At 69.7% G+C, this 22,487-nt stretch carries 15 protein-coding genes and 1 pseudogene; 12 read left to right on the forward strand and 4 right to left on the reverse strand.

Annotation, left to right across the window (positions count from 1 at the left end):
- Window positions 1-63: 63 nt before the first annotated feature.
- From QA861_RS01945 to QA861_RS01955, 3 genes and pseudogenes are all read left to right on the forward strand, one after another.
- Window positions 64-324: a hypothetical protein gene (locus QA861_RS01945; protein ID WP_334586420.1), complete on the forward strand. Its 261-nt coding sequence runs from the start codon at window positions 64-66 to the stop codon at window positions 322-324.
- 249 nt (window positions 325-573) lie between these two features.
- Window positions 574-717: a hypothetical protein gene (locus QA861_RS01950; RefSeq protein ID WP_334586421.1), complete on the forward strand. Its 144-nt coding sequence runs from the start codon at window positions 574-576 to the stop codon at window positions 715-717.
- 151 nt (window positions 718-868) lie between these two features.
- Window positions 869-1,528, forward strand: a pseudogene (locus QA861_RS01955) (response regulator); the annotation flags it as partial.
- Between the two features lie 118 nt (window positions 1,529-1,646).
- On the opposite strand, the gene QA861_RS01960 reads toward QA861_RS01955, so the two are convergent.
- The gene (locus tag QA861_RS01960) at window positions 1,647-2,480 is read right to left on the reverse strand and encodes a class II fructose-bisphosphate aldolase (protein WP_334586422.1); all 834 of its coding nucleotides are present in this window, start codon (window positions 2,478-2,480) and stop codon (window positions 1,647-1,649) included.
- 213 nt (window positions 2,481-2,693) lie between these two features.
- On the opposite strand from QA861_RS01960, the gene QA861_RS01965 reads away from it, so the two are divergent.
- Together QA861_RS01965 and QA861_RS01970 are read left to right on the forward strand one after the other, a co-directional pair.
- Window positions 2,694-3,485, forward strand: a complete 792-nt coding sequence (locus QA861_RS01965; RefSeq protein WP_334586423.1) for a DeoR/GlpR family DNA-binding transcription regulator — start codon at window positions 2,694-2,696, stop codon at window positions 3,483-3,485.
- A gap of 183 nt (window positions 3,486-3,668) precedes the next feature.
- Window positions 3,669-4,001 carry a hypothetical protein gene (locus QA861_RS01970; protein ID WP_334586424.1) on the forward strand — a complete coding sequence of 111 codons (333 nt, stop codon included), beginning with the start codon at window positions 3,669-3,671 and terminating at the stop codon, window positions 3,999-4,001.
- On the opposite strand, the gene QA861_RS01975 is transcribed toward QA861_RS01970, so the two are convergent.
- Genes QA861_RS01975 through QA861_RS01985 form a run of 3 tightly spaced genes read right to left on the reverse strand, consistent with a single transcriptional unit; the run spans window position 3,991 to window position 7,124 of the window.
- Entirely contained in the window at window positions 3,991-4,878 is an 888-nt protein-coding gene (locus QA861_RS01975; protein WP_334586425.1) for a carbohydrate ABC transporter permease, read from the reverse strand. The genes QA861_RS01970 and QA861_RS01975 overlap by 11 nt on opposite strands.
- On the reverse strand, window positions 4,875-5,849 hold the full coding sequence (locus QA861_RS01980; protein WP_334586426.1) for a carbohydrate ABC transporter permease: 975 nt from the start codon (window positions 5,847-5,849) through the stop codon (window positions 4,875-4,877). Before QA861_RS01980 ends, QA861_RS01975 begins: the two co-directional genes overlap by 4 nt.
- A gap of 3 nt (window positions 5,850-5,852) precedes the next feature.
- Entirely contained in the window at window positions 5,853-7,124 is a 1,272-nt protein-coding gene (locus tag QA861_RS01985) for an extracellular solute-binding protein (protein ID WP_334586427.1), read from the reverse strand.
- 248 nt (window positions 7,125-7,372) lie between these two features.
- On the opposite strand from QA861_RS01985, the gene QA861_RS01990 reads away from it, so the two are divergent.
- The 7 genes from QA861_RS01990 to QA861_RS02020 all read left to right on the forward strand — a co-directional run bounded on the left by QA861_RS01990 (window position 7,373) and on the right by QA861_RS02020 (window position 22,216).
- The gene (locus QA861_RS01990) at window positions 7,373-8,272 is read left to right on the forward strand and encodes an SIS domain-containing protein (protein ID WP_334586428.1); all 900 of its coding nucleotides are present in this window, start codon (window positions 7,373-7,375) and stop codon (window positions 8,270-8,272) included.
- A gap of 232 nt (window positions 8,273-8,504) precedes the next feature.
- Window positions 8,505-11,507, forward strand: a complete 3,003-nt coding sequence (locus tag QA861_RS01995; protein WP_334586429.1) for a TIM-barrel domain-containing protein — start codon at window positions 8,505-8,507, stop codon at window positions 11,505-11,507.
- 101 nt (window positions 11,508-11,608) lie between these two features.
- A complete protein-coding gene (locus tag QA861_RS02000; RefSeq protein ID WP_334586430.1) occupies window positions 11,609-13,480 on the forward strand; it encodes a DUF4091 domain-containing protein in 1,872 nt (623 codons plus the stop codon).
- Window positions 13,477-17,133 carry a beta-galactosidase gene (locus QA861_RS02005; protein WP_334586431.1) on the forward strand — a complete coding sequence of 1,219 codons (3,657 nt, stop codon included), beginning with the start codon at window positions 13,477-13,479 and terminating at the stop codon, window positions 17,131-17,133. Before QA861_RS02000 ends, QA861_RS02005 begins: the two co-directional genes overlap by 4 nt.
- Window positions 17,133-18,365, forward strand: a complete 1,233-nt coding sequence (locus tag QA861_RS02010; RefSeq protein WP_334586432.1) for an SGNH/GDSL hydrolase family protein — start codon at window positions 17,133-17,135, stop codon at window positions 18,363-18,365. Before QA861_RS02005 ends, QA861_RS02010 begins: the two co-directional genes overlap by 1 nt.
- A gap of 454 nt (window positions 18,366-18,819) precedes the next feature.
- A complete protein-coding gene (locus QA861_RS02015; RefSeq protein WP_334586433.1) occupies window positions 18,820-18,996 on the forward strand; it encodes a hypothetical protein in 177 nt (58 codons plus the stop codon).
- A gap of 67 nt (window positions 18,997-19,063) precedes the next feature.
- Entirely contained in the window at window positions 19,064-22,216 is a 3,153-nt protein-coding gene (locus tag QA861_RS02020) for an alpha-N-acetylglucosaminidase (RefSeq protein ID WP_334586434.1), read from the forward strand.
- Window positions 22,217-22,487 lie beyond the last annotated feature (271 nt).

Here is a 22,487-nt window from a genome sequence, read left to right on the forward strand (position 1 = left end):
TGTTCACCGCCCGCCTCCTGAAGGCGAACGCCGCCAGGAGGACGCCGCCAGGATCGGCAGGGGATGGCCGCGTCCCGGCAGGTGGATTCCGCAACTGTGGTGCGGGCGCGAATCGGTGCCGAGGTCACCGTCCCGCCGTGGCGGCACCGTACGGCCGACATCTCCGCGCCCGCGACCTGTCTGATGGCCGGCCATGGCGGCGGCGGAGGCCTTCGGTGCACGGACGGCGCGCTACGGGCCCTCTCCCGGGCGCCCTGGCCAGGGAACGTCCGCCAACTCGACGGCTCGCTCCGATACGCGCGGGCGCCCGTCCGGGTCTCCTGATCGAAGAGGTTGAAGCACAGTCACCCGCGATCGTGCAGAACCCGCAGAATCGGCGTGGCCCACCGACTGAACACCAGATCGACACCGGACCGATCGGACAACCTCTGGGTGCCTCGTCCGCGTTCACGGCCATCCCTCCTCCGAACCTCTCACTCTTGCCAACCGGACACTAGTCCGTTACTTTTGCATCCGCTAGCGGACTACTGTCCGCTTGAGTCCATCCGTGCCGGACCTCGTGCAGAACCCCACTTGTCCGCCGGCCGAACCGCAGCGGACGCGGATGCGCCGCTCTTCCGGTGGTTGGCGTACTCGCTGCGCGTCCTCGAACCGATGCTGTCGAAGGTGGGCCTGTCCCTGCCGTCGCCGTACGGCGCCTCGAGCCGGGTGCCGTGAGGCACAGCCCGTAGACGGACGGCCCACGCCGACGGCCGGTTTCCCCCGGACGTACGGCCGTCGCTGCCCGTAGCCGACTCGCCGGAGGACGACACACCATCACTTCGGCCGGCACGGCGTCGCCTGCGACCGCCGCGCAGAGGAGGCACACATGACCATCCGCGTACTGCTCGCCGACGGCCAGTCCCTCGTCCGCTCCAGTTTGCGCCTGGTCCTCCAGTCGGAGCCGGACATCGAGGTCGTCGGGGAGGCCGCGACGGGCGGTGAGGCGCTCGACCTGGCCCGCAGCACCCGCGCCGACGTCGCCTTGATGGACATCGGGTTGCCCGGCATGAACGGCCTCGACGCCACTCGGGCCATCACGGCCGACGAGGACCTCACGGGCGTACGGGTGCTGATACTGACGGCCTTCGAAGCCGATGAGTACGTCTTGCGGGCGTTGCGTGCCGGGGCCAGCGGCTTCCTGGGAAAGGGCGTGGAACCCGCCCGCCTCCTGTATGCCATTCGGCTGATCGGCCGGGGAGAGGCACTGCTGTCCCCCAGAGCGACCAAGGTCCTCATCGCCCGCTGTCTCTCCGCACCGGAGACCACGAGTGTTCAGACGCCGGAGCTGAAGACCCTGACCGAACGCGAGAGACAGGTCCTCGGCCTCGTCGCGGCCGGCCTCTCCAACGTCTCCATCGCGGAGCGGCTCCACGTCTCACCCTGGACCACCAAGACCCACGTACACCGCATCATGGCCAAACTCGGCGCCCGGCATCGCGCCCAACTCGTCGTGATCGCGTACCAGTCCGGCTTCACTCGCCCCGGCATACGGACGGCACATGACACCACGACAGTGATCCTTCGAGCCGACGCGTCGGACAGCCGGCGATCGAAGAGACGGGTGGCGAAGCCGTCCCCCTCCCCGGCCGGCTCCTGACAGGCATTCACCCCAGTACGCGTAGCGCCTGAGCCACCGTCTCCGCCGTGCGGGTGCGGGCGGCCGAGAGCCACGGGCGTGGGTCGACCGTCCGGGGGCCGTTGCTGAAGGCGTCGCGCACCGCTCCGGTGAAGGCGATGTTCAGTGCCGTACCGATGTTGACTTTGGTCATACCGGCGGTGATCGCGCGGCGCAGCTCGTCCTCGGGCACACCGGTGGAGCCGTGCAGGACGAGGGGAACGGGAACGGACTCCTTCAGGTGGGCGATCAGTTCGTGGTCGAGCCGCGCGGTGCGGGTGGTCATGGCGTGCGAACTGCCTACGGCGACGGCGAGGGCGTCGACGCCCGTCCTGGTCACGAACTCGCGTGCCTGCCCGGGGTCGGTGCGGACGCCGGGTGCGTGGACTCCGTCCTTGCCGCCGACCTCGCCGAGTTCGGCCTCCAGCCACAGCCCGTGGGCGTGAGCCCATTCGGCGGCGGCTCGGGTCGCGGCCAGGTTTCGGTCGTGCGGAAGCGCCGAGGCGTCGTACATGACCGAGCCGAAGCCGTGGTCCGCGGCCCGGCGCAACAGTTCCTCGTCGGTGACGTGGTCCAGGTGCAGGGCGACCGGGACCGATGCCGCCTCGGCCACCGCCGCGGTGGCGCGGGCGATCGGCGTGAGGGCGCCACCGTGGAACCGCACCGCGTTCTCGCTGATCTGGCAGATGACCGGGGCGCCCACGGTCTCGGCTCCGGCCACGATCGCCTCGGCATGCTCCAGGGTGATCACGTTGAACGCACCGACCGCGCGCCCCTCGGCGTGCGCGGCCCGGACGAGGTCGGCGGTGGGAGTCAGAGGCATGTTCGGATGGCCTTTCCTGATCGCGGGTTGCCGTGCACAGCTCCCTGCACCACCGCTCCCCCTGCATAGCGGTGTGACGGAAATCGTGAAAGCCGATGCAGGAAATTGCTGTTTTAGAGGGGATAAATTACTGAAATATGCGACGTACGCCAGAAACGTGCGGCCCAGTCGTGGTTTCATGGGCGTCTACCCCACCGACAGGGAGCGACTGAGATGGCGGCACCGCAGGCCAGGTGGAGCGCGCTGCTGGACTTGCTGACGCGCGACGGGCGTATCGAGGTCGAGGCGGCCGCGGCCGAACTGGCGGTGTCCGCCGCGACGATCCGGCGTGACCTCGACGAACTGGCTCGCCAGCAGATGGTCACCCGCACCCACGGTGGCGCGGTGATCAACGCGATCGCGTACGACCTGCCGCTGCGGTACAAGGCGGCACGACACGCCCCCGAGAAGGAACGCATAGCGCATGCGGCGGCCGGCCTGGTCAAGACCGGAGCGGTGGTGGGCCTCAACGGCGGCACCACGACCACCGAGGTCGCGCGGGCGCTGGCGACCAGGAGCGACCTGGGCCCGGAGGGCGGTGCCGAGCCGTCGCTGACGATTGTCACCAATGCCCTGAACATCGCCAACGAGCTGGTCGTACGCCGTCATGTGAAGCTCGTCGTCACCGGCGGAGTGGCGCGCCCGGCCTCGTACGAGCTGATCGGGCCACTGGCCACCGAACTGCTCGCCGAGATCACGCTGGACCACGTCTTCATCGGCGTGGACGCGATCGACTCCGTGCACGGCGCGACCGCGCATCACGAGGGTGAGGCCAGCATCAACCGGGCGTTGGCGCGGCGCGCCCAGCAGGTTGTCGTGGTCGCCGACTCCTCCAAGCTGGGCAAGCGGGCGTTCGCGCGGATCTGTCCGTTGGAGGACGTCCATGTGCTGGTGACCGACAAGGACGCTCCCGCCGGGCTGATCGAGCCGTTCGCCGCCGCCGGAGTGGAGATCATCCGCGCCTGAACGTCCGCGCCCCGCACGGGCGTTCGCGGCGTACGTCACCGGGCGCCCGCCCGGCCACATGGCGCCGCGCGGGTGAGTAGGGTCGAGCCACGCGCGATGCTCTTGCCGAACACCTCGCGGAGCTACGGAGGTTCCGGGTGCCGGCACAGGCGGTCCGTCGGTCCTGACGCCGGGGCCGACCGGATGGACAGCGGTGTCGGTGACGTCGCCGACGCCGGCCACCGCGGAACGGGCCGACACCGAACCGGCGGGCGACGGAGCGGCGGCCCGGGCGGCGGCTTCTGCGGCGAAGTCCAGGATCAGATCGCCGACGACGGCGGGACCCCGGGCCGAACCGACGGGTCGGTGTCTGACGGACCGGGGTCCGGCGGGTCGGACGGCGCCGACCGGCCCGACCGGGGCTTTCTGCAGGGAAACGCCGTACGCCTCCACCGCGCACAGAGCCACGTTCTCGCCGCCGGCCAGGGCGGCGACCCTCGTCACCGCATCCCTCGCTTCGACCACTTCACCCCTTGACTCCACCGGCCGTCAGCCCGCTGATCAGATGGCGCTCCACGAAGATGAACAGCACCACCACCGGGACGATGGCGATCAGCGACGAGGCGAAGAGGTACTGCCACTGCTCCTGGTACGCGGTGACGAACCCGGGGATGGCCTTGGTCAGCGTCGTGCGGTCACCTGAGGACGTGATGGTGAGGGCGACGACGTACTCGTTCCACGCTGCGATGAACGTGTACACCACCGCCGTCACCACACCGGGCATGGCCAGCGGCAGCGTGATCCGGGTCAGCGCCCCGAGCCGGCCGACCCCGTCCAGGTACGCCGCCTCCTCCAGCTCCTTGGGGACGCTCGCGAAGTAGGCGTTGAGGATCCAGACGCAGAACGGCAGGTTGAACGCCGCGTTGACGAGGATCAGCGCCTCGCCGGTGTCGGTCAGGTCGAGGCTGACCATCTCCCGGTAGATACCGACCAGCAGTGCGGTGGGCGCGAACATCTGGGTCACCAGGACGAGCAGCAGGAACGCGCCGCGGCCCCGGAACCGGTGTCGCGCGGTGTAGTAGGCGGCCGGCAGCCCGACCAGCAGCGCGAGCAGCGTGGACATCCCGGCGACGTACAGCGAGAAGCCCAGCGAGCCGGCGACGGGCGGATCGTCGAGCGACCACACGTCGGCGAAGTTCGACCAGCGCCATTCGGACGGCAGGTACGAGGGCGGGGACTTCATGAGTTCCGGCGTCGGCTTCAGCGCCGTCAGCAACATCTGGAGGTACGGGGAGAGAAACACCAGGGCGACCAGCCAGCCGGTGCCGGCGATCAGCGCGGTGCGTACCGTGCGACCGCCTCCATTGCGCGTGGCCCGTGGTCCGGCACCTGTACGTGCGGCGGACTTCGTCATCGGATCTCCTCCCGCCAGCGCACGACCCGGAGATACGCCAGCACCACGACGAGGATCAGTGCGAAGTTCACGACGGCCATCGCGGCCGACTCGCCGACGGCCTGGTTGTCGAAGGCGAGCTTGTACATGAAGGTCGTCGTCGTGTCGGTGGCGAAGCCGGGGCCGCCGCGGGTCATCGCCCAGATGATCGGGAACGAGTTGAACACGTTGATGATGTTGATGATCGCGGCCACCAGCAGCGAGGGCCGAAGCAGCGGCAGCGTGACGGACAGATACGTCCTCGCCGGGCCGGCGCCGTCCATCCGGGCCGCCTCGTAGACCTCCGCGGGGACGGTCTGGAGTCCGGCGAGTATGACGAACGCGGTGAACGGCAGGGAGACGAACACCGCCACGGCCATCATCGCCGCGAATCCCAGGACCGGGTCGGCCAGCCAGTTCACCGGTTTGTCGAGGAGACCCACGTCCATCAGTGCGCGGTTGACGACCCCGTAGAAGTTGTTGAGCATCCAGCGCCAGATGAGCGCGGTCATCAGCACGGACGCCGCCCAGGGCACGATGAGCGCCCAGCGGACCGCCCGTTGCCCGGGGAAGCGGGTGTTGAGCAACTGGGCGAGCCCCAGGGACAGTAAGAGGGTGACCGTGACGACGCCGACGACCCAGACCAGCGTGCGCAGCAGTACGCCCGGCAGGTCCTCCTCGGCGAACAGGTCGGTGTAGTTGTCGAGGCCCGCGGAGCCGAGGGACAGCCCTGTGGAGCTGATCCTGGTGAGGGAGGTGCGGGCCATTTCGACGACGGGCCAGACCACCATGGTCAGGATGAGGGCGACGGCGGGGCCCAGCCACAGAAGTGGTTCGAGGGCACGCAGATCGCGCCACCGTTTCCGGCCCGGGGCGGCGGGCGGTGCCGCGCCCGGTGGGGCCGGCTCCCGCCGGTCCCCCGAGGCGCGTACGGAGATGTCGTGGACGGCCATGCGTCAGCCGGCCTTCCGAGCGGTCTTCTCCGCGGTCTTCTGGATCTTCTCCAGGACCTTCCGGGGATCGCCGGCGGCCACGGCGGTGCCTATCTGCTGCTTCGCGGCGCCGTCGACGGCGCCCCAGCCCGGGTTGTCCGCCGGGGCGAACTTGGCGCCCCCCAGCGCGTCGACGAAGGGTTTGTAGTAGTCGGTGTCCGAACTGAGCGCGTCACCGGCGGACTTGGTGACCGAGAGGAATCCCTCGGTGGACAGGAAGGTGGAGGCGTTCTTCTTCTGGTAGACGAAGTCCAGGAACTTGTTGACGGCTTCCCGGTTCTTGCCCCCGTCCTTCTTGAACGCCACCAGGTAGTCCTGGACGCCCAGGGTGTTGTGGGTGGTGCCGTCCTTGCTGGGCAGCGGCGCGACGCCGTAGTCGAGGTTCTTGTCGACAGGGTCGATGAAGCCCTTGCGCATGAAGACGGCGCCGTTGATCATGCCGATCCGGCCTTGCGCGAACTGGTTGAAGACGTCCTTGCGGTTGGTGGTCTCCGGGTTGGGCTGGGTCAGGCCGTCCTTGGTCAGTTTCCTCAGGTAGGTCAGGGTCTCCACGTTGGCCGGCTGGTCGACGGCCCATTCGCCGGAGTCGTCGACCCAGCCGCCGCCGTTGTTCATCGACCAGATGCCGAACTCGCCCTGGGCTTCCTCCGGTCCGAGCGGCAGACCCAGCGGAATGACTCCGGTCCCCCCGTTCTTCTTGATCTTCTTCGCGACGGCCTCGAGCTCCGCCCAATTCGCCGGTGGCGCCGTGACACCCGCCTTCCTGAAGATCTCCTTGTTGTAGAAGAACAGCCGGGCGCTGGAGATGAATGGCAGGCCGTACTGGATCTGGTCGTACATGGCCTGGTGGGCGAAGAGGGGCAGGAAGTCGTCGAGCACCTTCGCCGACACCGCCTGGTCCGCCGGGTAGATCAGGTCGTCGCGGGCGAAGTCGGAGAACTTGTTGTAGTTGAGGACGTCCGGCTGCTGCTTGGTCTGGATGTACGTCTTGACCTTGGAGTCCATCTGTTCCCAGTCGACGACTTCCAGGTTGACCTTGTACCCGGGGTTCCCGGCCTCGAAGTCCTTGATCAGGTTCTTCCAGTAGGGCTGGGTGTCGTCGTCGTACTTCGCGGCCACGAAGGTGATCGTCCGGCCGTCGGAGTCGCCGCTGGTCGATGACCCTCCCTTGCCGCATCCGGTGAGAGCCAGGGCCAGAACCAGGCCTGCGGCTGTGCCGACGAGGTGTCGATTCACGCGAGTACCACCTTCTCTTCGTATGGCTGTGCACTTAACGACGAGTGCGGCTCCATGCTCATTTATGCTCGAATCTTGCTACGATCAAGCATTGAACGTCATCATGCTCAATCAATCACGCATGGTGTCAAGGGCCCGCCGGATCACGACTCGGTCACGCCGAGACGGATCCCCTTGGGTGCCCGCACCCATCACGAGCGGCGCTTCACCGCGCGACCACGCCCTGTGCGTCCGAGACGGGAGTCCCGATGAGCCAGACCGAGACCGAGATCGCCACACAGCCGGAGTGCTGGCACCGCGCCGTCGCACTCGCGCGCCGGCCGGAGACCCCAGGCGTCGCCCGACTGCCCAGGACCGGCGAGCGCGTGGCCGTCGTCGGCTGCGGCACGTCGTGGTTCATGGCCCAGGCGTACGCGGTGCTGCGCGAGAGCGCGGGCCACGGCGAGACCGACGCCTTCCCTGCGTCCGAGATGCCGGCCGGGCGACGCTACGACCGGGTGGTGGCGCTGACCCGGTCGGGCACCACCACCGAAGTGCTGGAGGTGCTCCGGCGCCTGAAGGGGGTGACACCCACCGTCGCGGTCACCGCCGATCCGGCGACGCCCGTCATGGAACTCGCGGACATGGCCGCCGTCCTGGAGTTCGCCGACGAGACGTCGGTCGTGCAGACCCGGTTCGCCACCACTGAGCTGGTGTTTCTGCGGGCCCTGCTCGGCGAGGACCTGAGCGGACTGGCCGCGCAGGGGGCGGCGGCGCTCGCCGAGCCGCTGACCGACGAGCTGCTGACCGCCGAACAGTTCACGTTCCTCGGCAGCGGCTGGGCCTACGGGATCGCCCAGGAGGCGGCACTGAAGATGCGTGAGGCGGCGGGCGCCTGGACGGAGGCGTATCCGGTGATGGAGTACCGGCACGGGCCGATCAGCGTCACCGGGCCCGGGCGGGTGGCCTGGTGGTTCGGCGACCCGGCCGGTGTCCCCGAGGGACTGCCCGACGAGATCGCCCGGACCGGCGGCCGGCTGGTGGCCTTCGGCCGCGACCCGGTGGCGGACCTCGTCGTGGTGCAGCGGCTCGCCGCGGCCCTCGGCGCGGCACGCGGCCTCGACCCGGACAACCCGCGCCATCTCACCCGTTCGGTGATTCTCGCCTGACGCCGTTCACGCGAATTCGACGGACTTCCGAAGCCGGGCCCGCTGCCCGCGACCCATGCCGTGAGCAGCGGGCCTGTCCGTCATCAGCGACCACACGGGCCCTCGGGGCCCCGCAGGAATCAGGGAACGCATCGTTGACAGATGAATTTTCCTGCAAGAGTATGTGCGCAAAACTACAAGATCTTGCATAGCTCGTCAGAGACTCCATGCCTCTCCCCGCTGGAGGACACCAGTGCGTGCACAGCCCCGCAGACTCGGCGCCTCACTCGCCGCCGCCCTGACCCTGACCATCGCCTTCCCGGGCACGGAAGCCCTCGCCCAGCCCGTGCGGGCCGACTCGGCCCCTCGGTCGACGGTGACCGAAACCGCGGACGGCCTGACCCTGTCCGTGCCGGCCACCGGGAAGACCCCCGGCTACGCCGTCGACGTATCCACCGACGGCGATCTCGCCCTCACCACCGAGCGCGCCGACAGTCCCGTCCTCGCCACCGCGAGCGGTGACACGGGCGCCTTACGGTTCCGCTCGGCCGGCGCCTGGCAGCACGCCACCGATGTCACCGCCTGGAGCTGGAAGAACGGCGTCCTGACCCTGACCGCCGACACCACGTTCGACGGAGCCGGCGTCGAGGCGCGTGTCATTCCGGCCGCCGACCGCTACCAACTCGACTGGAACGTCGAGGGAGTCGAGCCGGACCGGCTGGGACTCGCCTTCGACCTGGCCTCCGCCGGGCACTGGTACGGGCATGGCGAGGCCGAGACCCCGCAGGGCGGCCCCGGCACCGACCAGCCCTGGCCGCTGAACAGCGGCGAGGTCGAACACCCGGCGTTCTCCCCCGCCTCGTACCACGTGATCGACCCGTTCTGGTACACCTCCAGCTCGGCCGGACTCCGCGTCGACACCGGAAATGTCATGGACGTGGCGATCAACGCGGGCAAGGACGGGCTCGGCCGCTTCGACGTCCAGGCCGCCGACGCCTACAAGGCAACCGTCTTCGTCGAGTCGACGCCGCTGGAGGTCTACCGCGACTACGTGGGCATAGTCGGGAAACCGGCGAAGAGCGACGCCACGTACGAGCAGTACGCCAAGCCGGTCTGGAACTCCTGGGCGCAGTTCTACACCGACATCGACCAGGAGAAACTCCTCGACTACGCCACCGACCTCAAGGCCGCCGGCCTGGACGGGCACGCCCTCCAGCTCGACGACAAGTGGGAGTCGAACTACGGCAATCTGACCTTCGACGCCAAGGCCTACCCCGACCCGAAGGCCATGTCGAAGAGGATCCACGACCTGGGCTTCGACTTCGGGCTCTGGACGACTCTGTGGATCAACCTCGACTCCGACAACTACCGGTTCGCCGTCGACAAGGGCTACTTGCTGGGGGACGCCGCCGACCCCGCCAAGCCGTGCACGGTGACCTGGTGGAACGGCACAGCGGGGATCATCGACCTCGCCAACCCGGACGCCAGGGCCTGGTACACCGGCCGCGTCAAGTCCCTGATGGGCGACTACGACATCGACGGCCTGAAGTTCGACACCCGCTTCTTCGACGACAGGTGCGCCCCGCGCGCCGGATTCAAGCCGACCGACTACCAGCGGCTCGGCACCGAACTCGCCGACGAGTTCGACCTGCAGGGCGTCGGCATCCGCGTGCACTGGGACTCGACGGCCCACCGGGCCGGGTTCGTCACCCGGCAGGTCGACAAGGGCACCGGCTGGGACTCGGTCCGCGCCTCGGTCACCCAGAACCTCGCGATCTCCACGATCGGCTACCCCTTCGTCACCACCGACATGATCGGCGGCTCCGGCGGCCAACCGGCCCCGGACAAGGAGGTGTTGATCCGCTCGGCTCAGGTGGCGTCGCTCATGCCGCTGATGTACTCCTCCACCTCACCCGTCGACACCATCGATGTGACGACCGGCCAGAAAGTCGTCTACGACCAGGAGACCATCGACCTCTACCGGGCGGCGATTCTGCGGCACGAACGGCTCGCGCCCTACATCTGGGACCAGGTCCAGCAGACTCTCAGAACCGGGGACCCCATCGTCCGGCCGCTGTTCTTCGACTTCCCGAAGGACAGGGCGAGTTACACCGTCCCGGACGAGTGGATGCTCGGCCCCGCCGTCCTCGCGGCGCCGCAGGTCACCGACCGGGCCACCCGGACCGTGCATCTGCCGCCGGGCACGTGGTACGACGTCAACCAGGGCACCGTGATCCGCGGCCCGAAGGACCTGAAGGGCTACGGCGCTCCCCTCGGGGTCACCCCGGCCTTCGTGAACCTCAAGGCCAAGGGCGCCGACAAGGCCCTGCGTGCCCTGCGGAGCGACGACGCTCCCGCCGCCTCCGTGCTGCTCGCCCCCGACGCACCGGAGACCGGCAACGGCGAGGCCTTCGAGATCACCACCACGGCCACCAACTGGGGCTCCCGGCCGCTGAAGAAGGTCACAGCCACGCTGGCGGCGCCCGCCGGCTGGCGCGCCGAGGCCACCACAGCCGCGACCTCCAGGTCCCTGACCGCCGGCGCCACTCTCACCACCCGGTGGAAGGTCACCCCGCCCGCCGACGCCGACTGGGGCAGCCACATCCTCACCGGAACCGTCACCTACGACGGCGGTACGAAGGTCTCCGACCGCGTCCCGGTGAAGGTGAATCCGGAGCCGGGCACTGTCTCGGCTCCGTACCGCACCGCCGACACCACCGGCGGCGCCCAATTCGCCCAGGCAGGCGACCAGTTCGCCATCTGGGCGGGTGGCCAGGACCTGTCGGGCTGGAAGGACGAGAAGGCGGCCGTCTACGAGAGCGGGGTGGTCGGTGACAAGGCCACAGTGCGGGCGCGAGTCGTCTCACAGAACTCCGCCAGCCCCGTCGGCAAGGCCGGCATCGCCGTCGCCAACGACCTGTCCGCGCCCGGGAAGGGCGGCTACGCGGTCCTCGTCATGACGGACAAGTACGGCCTGGAGTTCATGACCGACAGTGACGGCGACGGAAAGCTCGACACCTGGGCGGGCGGCGGCCAGACCTACCACCCGGCCCATCTCAAGCTGGTGCGCGACCGCACGACGTACACGGCGTACGCGAGCAAGGACGGCACCACCTGGTCCACCGTCGGCTCGGCCACCGTCGCCTCGGCCTCCGGCACCGGGGACGCGGGAGTGATCGCCTCCGCCGTCAACCTCAACTACCCCGGCGAACGGATCCAGGCCGTCCACGACGACTTCTCCGTCACCACGCCCTGACCGGTCACCGCAGGCCGGCGTTCCCGGTCGTCGCAGCCCGGGAGCGCCCCCACCACCAGCTTCGGCAGCACCCGACGACCCTTTTCCGAAAGGGATCCACCATGACACGGCCCACACGCGTACCCGCACGCGTATCCGCCCTCGCCGCCTCCTTCCTCGCCGGCGCGCTCGTCGCGACCACCACGACCGTCATCGCGGCCACCGGCGACGACGACCAGCGGAAACCCACCACGACCTGGCTGACCGTGAAGGTCGCCGACGCGATGGGCACCAGGGACACCATCACCTGGGTGCCCACCGGATCCTTCGCGAGCTCGGCCGAGGTCCGCGTGCCGCGCTTTCCGATGACCGCCATCGAGGGCAAGGACACCAAGGAACTCGCCCTGGACGCCGTACGCGGCGAGCAGGTCTCCGCGCAGCTCGCCATCGCCTCCGGCAAGAGCCTCGACGACGTGCAGGCGAGGGTCGGCGACCTGACAGGGCCGGGCGGCGCGAAGCTCGACGGTGACAGTACGCAGGTGCGGTTCGTGAAGTACGTGCCCGTACAGCGCTCCAAGAGCGAGGTCGACTGGTCGGCCACCATCGACCAGGTCAGCTCCGCCAAGGAGGTCTCCGGGGACCGTAACCCGGACGTCGTCGGCGACCCGCTGGAGGAGCGCGACTCGGTCGACGTGCCCGCGTACGCCGCGCAGCCGCTCTGGTTCACCTTCCACATACCGAAGAACGCCCGCCCCGGCACGTACAAGGGCACGGTCCGCGTCGACGTCGACGGCGGGGCCCAGGCCACGTACCCGCTCACCATCGACGTCGCCGACGCCACCGTGCCCGCCCCCGCCGACTACAGGTTCTTCCTCGACGTCTGGGCGCAGCCGGAGACCCTCGCCCAGGCGCACAAGGTGAAGCTGTGGTCGAAGGAGCACTGGAAGCTCATCGAGGCGTACAACCGTGATCTGGCGTCGCGCGGTCAGAAGGTCATCAACACGACGATCGTCGACAACCCCTGGCACCACCAGTGGTCGCTCGGCACCCGGGAGTCGCAGACCGCGACGCCGTACACCAGCATGGTCGGCTGGAAGTGGAACGGGACCAGGTTCGCCTTCGACTTCGACCGCTGGGACAAGTACGTCGAGACCGCCAGGAAGGCCGGGCTCGGCCCCGACATCGGCGCCTTCTCGATGCTGGCCTTCCAGGACCAGGAACACCTCACCTACACCGACACCCGCAGCGGGAAGACCGTCTACGAGAACGTCGATCTGGGCGGGAGCCGCTGGCGGCAGGCCTGGGGCGCGTATCTGCCCGCCTTCGAGGCCCACTTGAGGAAGAAGGGCTGGCTGAAGGACACCTGGCTGTCCTTCGACGAGCGGCCGATCAGCACCATGACGGTGGTCAAGGACTTCGTGCACGAGGTGGCGCCGGTCTTCGACGACCGTATCTCCGTCGCCGGATCGATCACCACAGAGGGTGTCGCGTCGAACCTGTCGGTGGACTGGGGCGGCATCGACGCGATGACCAAGGAGAAGGCGGCCGAGCGTCGCGCGGCCGGCAAGACCACCACGTTCTACGTGTACGGCGCGCCCGCCCACCCCAACACGTTGTCCTACTCCCCCGCCGTCGAGTCGCGGATGCTGCCGTGGATCTCGGCGCAGCGCGACCTCGACGGGTTCCTGCGCTGGTCGTACAACAGCTGGACCAGCGACCCGTTCAAGCAGCCCGTGCACATCTTCACCCAGGGCGACGAGTACCTGGTCTATCCCGGGAAGAACGGGCCGATGTCCAGTATCCGCTGGGAGCAACTCAAGGAAGGCATCGAGGACTTCGAGCTGATCGCGCAGCTCCGCGAGAAGGACGGCGGTGACAGCGCCGCTCTCACCGAGGCTCTCACGAAGGCCACTCGGGACCTGGACGGCCGTACGAAGAACGTCACCGACATCGAGACCGCGCGGGCGGCCGTGGTGAAGGGGCTGACCTCATGAGAGGGCGCGTGAGATCGCTGCTGCTCGCCTCGGTGCTGGCCGCCACGTCCCTGGGCGCTCCGGCCGCCGGCGCGGCCGTATCACCGGCGCGGACCGCGCCCGTTACGGCGAACCAGCACACGGTCACCTACGACCAGTACGCGGTACAGGTCGACGGCAAACCCCTGTACATCTGGGGCGCCGAGTTCCACTACTTCCGGCTGCCCAGCCCGGACGCCTGGCGTGACGTGCTGCAGAAGATCAAGGCGGGCGGGTTCAACGCCGTCTCGCTCTACTTCGACTGGGGCTACCACTCCGCCAAGCAGGGCTCGTACGACTTCTCCGGCGTCCGTGACGTGGAGCGGCTGCTCGACGAGGCCGAGCGCGCCGGTCTGTACGTCATCGCGCGGCCAGGCCCCTACATCAACGCCGAGGTCTCCGGCGGCGGCTTCCCGGCGTGGCGCAAGACGCGCGCGGGCGTGAACCGTACCTCCGAGGAGGGGTATCTGAAGGACGCCCAGGAGTGGATGAGCCGGATCAATCCGATCATCGCGCGTCACCAACTCACGCGCGGCAAGGGCTCGGTGATCCTGTATCAGGTCGAGAACGAGTACCAGGGCGGACGCCACGACGCCGACTACATGCAGACGCTCATCGACTGGGCGAAGGAGGACGGCATCGACGTGCCGACCTTCGTCAACGACGGCGGCGCCAACCGGAACTGGGTGAGCGGCAAGGGCGCCCCCGACATCTACGGCTTCGACGCCTACCCGCAGGGCTTCGACTGCAGGAACCCGGACGACTGGAAGAACCTGCCCGACTATACGTACGTCAACGACTGGAAGCCCGAGTCACCGCTGATCATTCCGGAGGCTCAGGGCGGCGCCTTCGACCCTTGGGGCGGCACCGGTTACCAGGACTGCGCGAAGCTCACCGGCACCGACTTCACCCGGGTGTTCAGCAAGATGAACATCGCCGCCGGGGTCTCCGGTCAGTCCTTCTACATGACGTACGGCGGCACGAACTGGGGCTGGCTCGCCGACCCGAACGCCGTCTACACGTCATACGACTACGGCGCTCCGATCAACGAGTCCCGCCAACTGACGGACAAATACCAGGAGTTCAAGCGGCTCGGATATTTCGTCAACTCGGTCGGCTCGCTGGCACGGACCGACAAGGCCGAGGCGCCCGTCCCCTCCGACGAGGCGCTGCGCATCCACCGGCGCGTCAACCCCGACGACGGAACCCAGTTCTTCACCGTCCGGCATGCCGACACCCGGGTGAAGGACAAAAACGAGACCACCCTGTCCCTGACCGGCTCGGACGGCGACTATCCGCGCGTGCCGCAGCAGGGCGCTATCACCGTCGACGGCCGGGACGCGAAACTCCTCGTCGCCGGCTACGACCTGGGCGACCAGCGGCTCGTCTACTCCACCTCGGAGATCATGACGCACGCCACGATCGGCGACCGTGAGGTGGCCCTGCTGTACGGGCGTGCGGGCGAAACCGGCGAGACGGTACTGCGGTACGCGAAGCGGCCGCAGGTGAAGGTGCTCGCCGGTGACGTCACCACCACCTGGGACGCCGAACGCGGCGATCTGCGGCTGAACTACACCCACAAGGGCCTGGCCCGGGTGCTGGTGAACGGCCTGGAACTGCTGATCGCCGATGTCGCCGAGACCGCCCACTGGTGGCGGCAGGACACCGCCGACGGGCCGGTCCTGGTACGCGGCCCGTCCCTGGTCCGTACGGCGGAGGTCAAGGGCGACACCCTCAGGCTGACCGGTGACTCGACAAGGGCCGCGAAGATCGAGGTCATCGCCGACACGAAGAAAGTGACCTGGAACGGCCGCAGGACCGCCGTCACCGAGGCGCCGCGCACGGTTCGGCTGCCCGCACTGACGACCTGGAAGTACAAGGAGGAAGCCCCCGAGACCGCCCGGGACTTCGACGACTCCGCCTGGCCCACCGCCGCCCGCCTCTCCACCGCCGACGCCGAACTGAACGGCTCACTGCCGGTGCTCGCGATGGACGAGTACGGCTTCCACCACGGTGATGTCTGGTACCGGGGGCGGTTCAGGACCACCGGCGCGGCGACCGCGCTCGCGCTGAACGCCGACACCGGTCCCACCGGCCAGTACGCGGTCTGGCTCAACGGACGTTACCTCGGCAGCTCCGGCGACGGCGCACACACCTTCGACATTCCGGCGGGCACCCTCAAGGGCGCCGGCGACAACGTGCTCGCCGTCCTCGCCGAGAACGCGGGGCACAACGAGGAATGGGGCCACGACTACTCCAAGGAGCCGCGCGGTCTGCTCGGCGCGGAGGTGATCGGCGGTGCCTCCACCCTCACCTGGAAGGTCCAGGGCAGCAGGGGCGGCGAGAACCCGGTCGACACCGCACGGGGTCCCTACAACAACGGGGGGCTGTACGGGGAGCGGGCCGGCTGGTCACTGCCCGGTTACCCGGACGGCGGCTGGAAGCGCACCTCACTGTCCGCGTCCGCCCGGTCCGGGGCAGCGGAACCCGGGGTGCGGTGGTACCGCACCGGCGCGAAGCTCGATCTGCCGACGGGTCAGGACAACGCGCTCGCGCTGGACCTGGCGGAGCCCGAGGGCGGCAGCACGGCGTACCGCGCCCAGATCTTCGTCAACGGCTGGCTGATCGGCCGCTCTCTGCCCGACACCGGGCCCCAGACACGGTTCGTCGTCCCCAAGGGCATCCTGCGCGAGCAGGGCGACAACACCATCGCCCTGGCGGTGTGGTCCACCGGGAAGGCGGCGGGCCCCGGTTCGGTGAAGCTCGTCGACCTGGGCGCGAGTGCCGGCGGCATCAAGGTGAACACGGTGTCCGCGCCCTCGTACGACGCGAGGACCTACGCCATGCCCGCCCCAGGCGCGCGGATCACGGTGGACGCCGTGCCGTTCCTGAGCACCGGCACGACCACCGAGGTCCCCGTCACGCTCACCGTGGCGAAGGGGGCTCCCGCCGCCCGCGACGTCGAGGTGTCGCTGACCGTCCCGGCCGGCTGGACCGCGACCGCCGACGGCGCCACCGGCTTCGGCCGGGTCCGGCCCGGCACATCGGTGACCGCCCGCTACTCCGTGACCCCGCCCGCCGACCCGGTTCACTACGCCGTGCTGTCGGCGACCGCCGGGCTGAAACAGGCTGGTCGGCCGAAGAGTGTCACCGGCGAGCGGGCCGTGCAGGTGCCACCGCCAGGGCTCTCCAAGGACGCGTACGTCAGCGATCTGACCCTGGTCAAGGCGGTCAACGGCTGGGGTCCGGTCGAGAAGGACCTGTCCAACGGTGAGGCCGCGGCGGGTGACGGACGGACCCTCACCATCGCCGGCACCCCCTACGGCAAGGGCCTCGGCGTCCACGCGAACAGCCAGGTCAGGGTCTATCTGGGCGGCGGCTGCACCAGGTTCACCGGCGTCGCCGGGGTGGACGACGAGGTCGGTGACGGCGGCAGCGTCTCCTTCCAGGTGGTCGCCGACGGCCGCACCCTTGCCACCACCCCGGTCATGTCCGGCTCCGACGGCGGCACCACCGTCGACGTGGACGTGTCCGGCGCTCGCTGGCTGGACCTGGTCGTCGACGGAAACGGCGATGTCTCCAGCGACCACGCCGACTGGGCGGACGCCGAGTTGACCTGTACGGGCGGTTCCTGATGGCCGTACAGCCGAGTGCGATACGCGGCGGCCCCATTGCTCTGCTGCTGGCACTCATCGCCGCCCTGGCGGGGCCGGTGGAACCCGCCCGGGCCGGCCAGCAAGCCGATGGGCACGGCTGGACCGGCACGTGGGCGACGGCTCCGAGCGAGCACTACGAGGTCACGGGGATGTCCGAGGTGACGGTACGGATGCCGGTGCGCACCAGCGTCGGCGGCTCTCGGGTATGTGTCCGACTGTCGAACGCGTACGCCACCCAGCCGGTGACGATCGGTCACGCGACCGTGGGGCTGCGCGACGGCGGACCTGCGGTCAAGCGGCCGTACGAGGTGCGGTTCGGCGGGAAGAGGCAGGTGACGATCTCGGCCGGGGGCACAGCGGTCAGCGACCCGGTCCGGTTCCCCCTGCCCGCCGGTGCCGATCTGGTGGTCAGCCTCTATCTGTCCGGTCAGGTCACCCACATCACCGCCCACTGGTGGGCGCAACAGACCGTGTACTGGACGGACTACCAGGCCGGTGACCATGCCGCCGACACCGGCGGTGACGCCTTCACCTGGACCACCACGAGCTGGCCGTTCCTCTCCCGCGTCGACGTGAGCGCGCCCAAGGCGGGGTCGGTGGTGGCGCTCGGCGACTCGATCACCGACGGGTCCTATTCGACGACCGACACCAACCGGCGCTGGCCCGACCTGCTGTCCGCGCGGCTGAACGCCTGCCGCCCCGGCGCCGGGGTGCTCAACGCGGGTATCACCAGCAACCGGATCACCGCCGGGACGGAGACCAACCCCTCGGCGCTGGACCGTCTCGAACGGGATGTGCTGTCCCAGCCGGGGGCCAGGACCCTGATCCTCTTCGAGGGGATCAACGACCTCGGCGGAGCGAGTGCCGAGCAGATCATCCCCGGGATGAAGACCATCGCGGGCCGTGCCCACCAGCGCGGTATGCGGGTCGTCGGCGCCACGATCACCCCGTACATGGACTTCACCTGGGGCGGCTGGAGCGAGGAGCGGGAGGCACGGCGGCAGCGGGTCAACGCGTTCGTACGGCACTCCGCCCACGTCTTCGACGACTACGCCGACTTCGACCGGGCGGTACGCGACCCGGCGGACCCACGGAGGCTCGGCCAGGCGTACGACTCCGGTGACCATCTGCATCCCGACGACGCCGGCATGAAGGCGTTCGCCGACTCCATCGACCTGACCTCGCTCGGCCTCGGCCGTGGCTGTTCCTGAGGAGGACCAGTAGTGCTCGGAGTTGTCGGACACCGAAGAAGACGGGCGGGCCTGGCCACGGCCATGATCGCCCTGGTGGCAGGACTGCTGCTCCCGGCCCCCACCGCGCAAGCAGCACAGCAGGCGCAGGCACAACAGACGCAGCACACGCGGCACACGCGGCGGTGGACGGGAACCTGGGCGACCGCGCAGCACGCCGCGTACGACCCTCGGTCACCTACGGCGGGGACACCTTCACCTGGCCGGACACCGGGCCGGGGGCCAAGGACAACGTGGTGTCGTTCGGCCGGCACGTACACCTGTCCGGCACGGGCCGGCGGCTGGCCTTTCTCGGCACCAGCACCAGCACCTGCGGCGCGGGCGCGGGCCCCGGGAAAGTCGTGTATGCGCACGGCACCGAGCAGGACTTCTCCGTCGACGTGCCCGACTGGTACGGACGTACGCCTCCGCCGCGGTGGTGCTGCCGTACCGCAACACTTCTTCGGGCCGGGACGACAACCCCGTCAGCCTCTTCGCCTTCGGCCTCGATCTGGCGGACAAGGAGCTGCACTCCGTCGTGCTGCCGAAAGTCGGCGACGGCCTGGGCAGCGGTGGTCCCGCCCTGCACGTCTTCGTGATGTCCGTCGCCTGACACGGGCCGTGGCGCGGCCGGGCCGGCCTGAGCTCCAGAGATCGCCAAAGCCTTGAGAGGACCCTTCATGACAGGCAATCAACCCCTCAGCCGCCGACGTCTGCTCGCCGGAGGGGCCGCGTTCGGCGGTGTGGTGCTGCTGGCCCCGCCGCAGGGCGCCCAGGCGGCCCCAGCAACAGCGGGCGGGGCGGCGAAGCCGTTCAGCACGACTCCGGCATCTCTCGCGCTGCGCCGGCTGCTCCCCGATCATCACCGGCAGATCACGCTGCGCGCGCTGGCCGGCGGCACCGCCGACCGGTTCCGGGTCACCGGCCGGGCCGGGGCGATCACCGTGGAGGGCACCAGCCCGGCGGTGCTGCTCACCGGCGTCAACACCTATCTCGCGCGCGCGGCGAAGGCCGACATTTCGTGGAACGGCGCACAGCTGGACCTGCCCAGGCTGCTGCCCGCCCCGCACGGGGAGATCGCCGGATCGGCGAACGTGCCGCACCGGTTCGCCCTCAACGACACCAACGACGGCTACACCGGCCCCTACCGCGACTGGGACGCGTGGGAACGGGAACTGGACGTCCTCGCACTGCACGGCATCAACGAGGTCCTCGTCTACACCGGCGGCGACGCCGTCTACTACGACACCTTCCGCCAATTCGCCTACTCGGACGCGGAGTTGAGGGCGTGGATCCCGGCCCCGGCCCATCAGCCGTGGTGGCTGCTGCAGAACATGTCGGGGTTCGGAGGCCCGGTGTCCCGGCGGCTCATCGAGAAGCGCGCCGACCTCGCGGCGAAGATCACCGCCCGGGTGCGGGAGCTGGGCATGACTCCCGTACTGCCGGGCTACTTCGGTACCGTGCCCGACGGGTTCGTGGCGAAGAACGGCGGTGACGCGGCGGTCGTACCGCAGGGCGACTGGGGTGCCTTCAAGCGACCCGACTGGCTCGATCCGCGTACGACCGTGTTCGGCGAGGTCGCCGCCGCCTTCTACCGGGCCCAGTCGGAACGCTTCGGCGACAGCACGATGTACAAGATGGATCTGCTGCACGAGGGCGGCAACGCCGGTGACGTTCCCGTGGGGCAGGCCGCGAGGGCCGTGGAGGCGGCGCTGCGCAAGGCCCGTCCCGGCGCCGTCTGGGCGATCCTCGGCTGGCAGAACAACCCCAGCAGGGAGATCCTCGACGCCGTCGACGAGTCCCGGATGTTCGTCGTCGACGGCCTGTCCGACCGCTACACCACGGTCACCGACCGGGAGAGCGACTGGGGCGGCACGCCGTACGCGTTCGGCAGCATCTGGAACTTCGGCGGCCACACCCCGATGGGGGCCAACGCCCCGGACTGGGTGGAGCAGTACCCGAAGTGGCGGGACAAGGACGACAGCGCCCTGGCCGGCATCGCCGCGATGCCGGAGGCCGCCGACAACAACCACGCCGCGTTGGCCCTGCTCACCGACCTGGCCTGGACACCCGGCACGATCGACCTCGGCGACTGGTTCGCCTCGTACGCCGTGTCCCGGTACGGCGCCGAGGACCCGCACGCCCTCGCCGCCTGGAAGATCATCGGCGAGACCGCGTACGGCATGTCCCGCGCCGACGGCTGGAGCGAGGCGCCCGACGGACTGTTCGGGGCCCGCCCGAGCCTGGGCGCGAACAAGGCCGCGGCCTGGGGACCGGAGGCGGACCGCTACGACACCACCGCGTTCGACCTGGCGCTGACGGAACTGCTGAAGGTGACGCCCGCGCTGCGCGACAACTCGGCGTACCGCTACGACCTGGCGGATGTGGCCCGGCAGGTGCTGTCCAACCGCAGCCGAATGCTGCTGCCGCAGATCAAGGCCGCCCACGACACGGCCGACCGCGTCCGCTTCGACGAGCTCACCGGCGTCTGGCTCGACTGGATGAAGCTCATGGACAGGGTGCTGGCCACCAGCGGGCAGCACTTGCTCGGGAGATGGCTGGCCGACGCCCGTTCCTGGGGCGGCACGAGGACCGAGAAGGACCAGCTGGAGTACGACGCCCGGTCGATCATCAGCACCTGGGGCGGCCGGGCCAGCAGCGAGGAGGGGCTGCACGACTACGCCAACCGGGAGTGGTCAGGGCTGGTCGGCGGCCTCTATCTGACCCGCTGGACGCTGTACTTCCGGGAATTGTCCCGCGCCCTGCGACAGAACCGGCCGCCGAAGACGGTCGACTGGTTCACGCTGGAGGACGACTGGGCCCACCGGCACGACAGTTACCCGACGAAGACCAGCGGCGACGTCCACCGGCTGGCGCGGCGGGTGCACGACACCCTGGCCGCCGACACCCACCAGGTCACGCTGACCGCGTCCTCTCCCAGGGGGGCGGTGGTGGAGGGCGGTGCGGTCATGGTCACGGTGGCGTTCACCAACCGCAACGGGTTCGCCCCGGCGACCGGGGTCGCGCTTGCCGTCGAGGCACCGGAGGGGCTGACCGCCCGGCCGGTCGGCGCGGTGACCGCCGCCTCGGTCGCGCCGGGCGAGACGTTCTCGGCGGCCTTCGAGATCACCCTCACGGGTTCCGTCGACGCTCTGGTGACGCGCGTGCGGGCCACCGCCTCGTACCGCGGCGGCGCCTCGAAGGGATCGGTGGGTCCGGCGGGTAGGCCCCGGGGTTCGGCCTCGGCGTCGGTGCGGCTCATGGCAGGCACGGGGGTGCGCGACCCGTACCGGACCGCGAACTTCAACGACGCCGTCTTCGGCCAGTCGGGCGCCGCGCTGGCCATCGAGGGCGCGGGCGCCGACCTGTGGGCCGGTACCAACCAGTTCGGCGCCATCCACCGCGCGGGCGCGTTCGGGACCGCCTCCACCGCCACGGTGCGGGTCGCCTCGCAGGACAGCACCGGCGGGTGGGCCCGCGCCGGGCTCATCGTCCGCGACGACCTGTCCGTCGACGGCTCCCCCGGATACGTCAATCTGGCCGTGACGCCGTCGAACGGATGCGTGCTGTCCTGGGACTCCGGCCAGGACGGGACGTTCGACTCGATCAAGCTGGCCGGCTCCTTCGCCGCACCGGTGTTCCTGCGCCTGACCCGCGCCGGTTCCGCCTACACGGGCGAGGCCAGCACCGACGGCACGACATGGACCACCGTCGGCACAGCCACGCCGGGTGCCGCCGCCGCCACCCAGGACGTGGGCGTCTTCATGACGGCGGCGAACGGCTGGACCAGCACCCGTGGGATCGCGGAGTTCAGGGACTTCACGGTGTCCTGACCCCCGGCCCGGGCGCGGGTTCGCGGCGCGCTGCCCCGGGCCCGGTGTCGTCCCCCTTTCGACGCGCCGCCGGCTCGGGCTGTGGCGCGGCGGATTCGGGGAGGGCGCGGAACAGCAGCCGGCTCAGTGCGGGCATGAAAATCAGTGGCCCCAGCTCGGCCCGCAGGGACACCGCGTCGGCGACGCTGCCGATGAGAGGACCCGCCAGACCGCCGATGCTGACGGTCGGACCGACGACGCGGGCTCGCCGAGAAGATCCGAACCCTCGGCC

Source organism: Streptomyces sp. B21-083 (assembly GCF_036898825.1).
Lineage (GTDB): Bacteria > Actinomycetota > Actinomycetes > Streptomycetales > Streptomycetaceae > Streptomyces.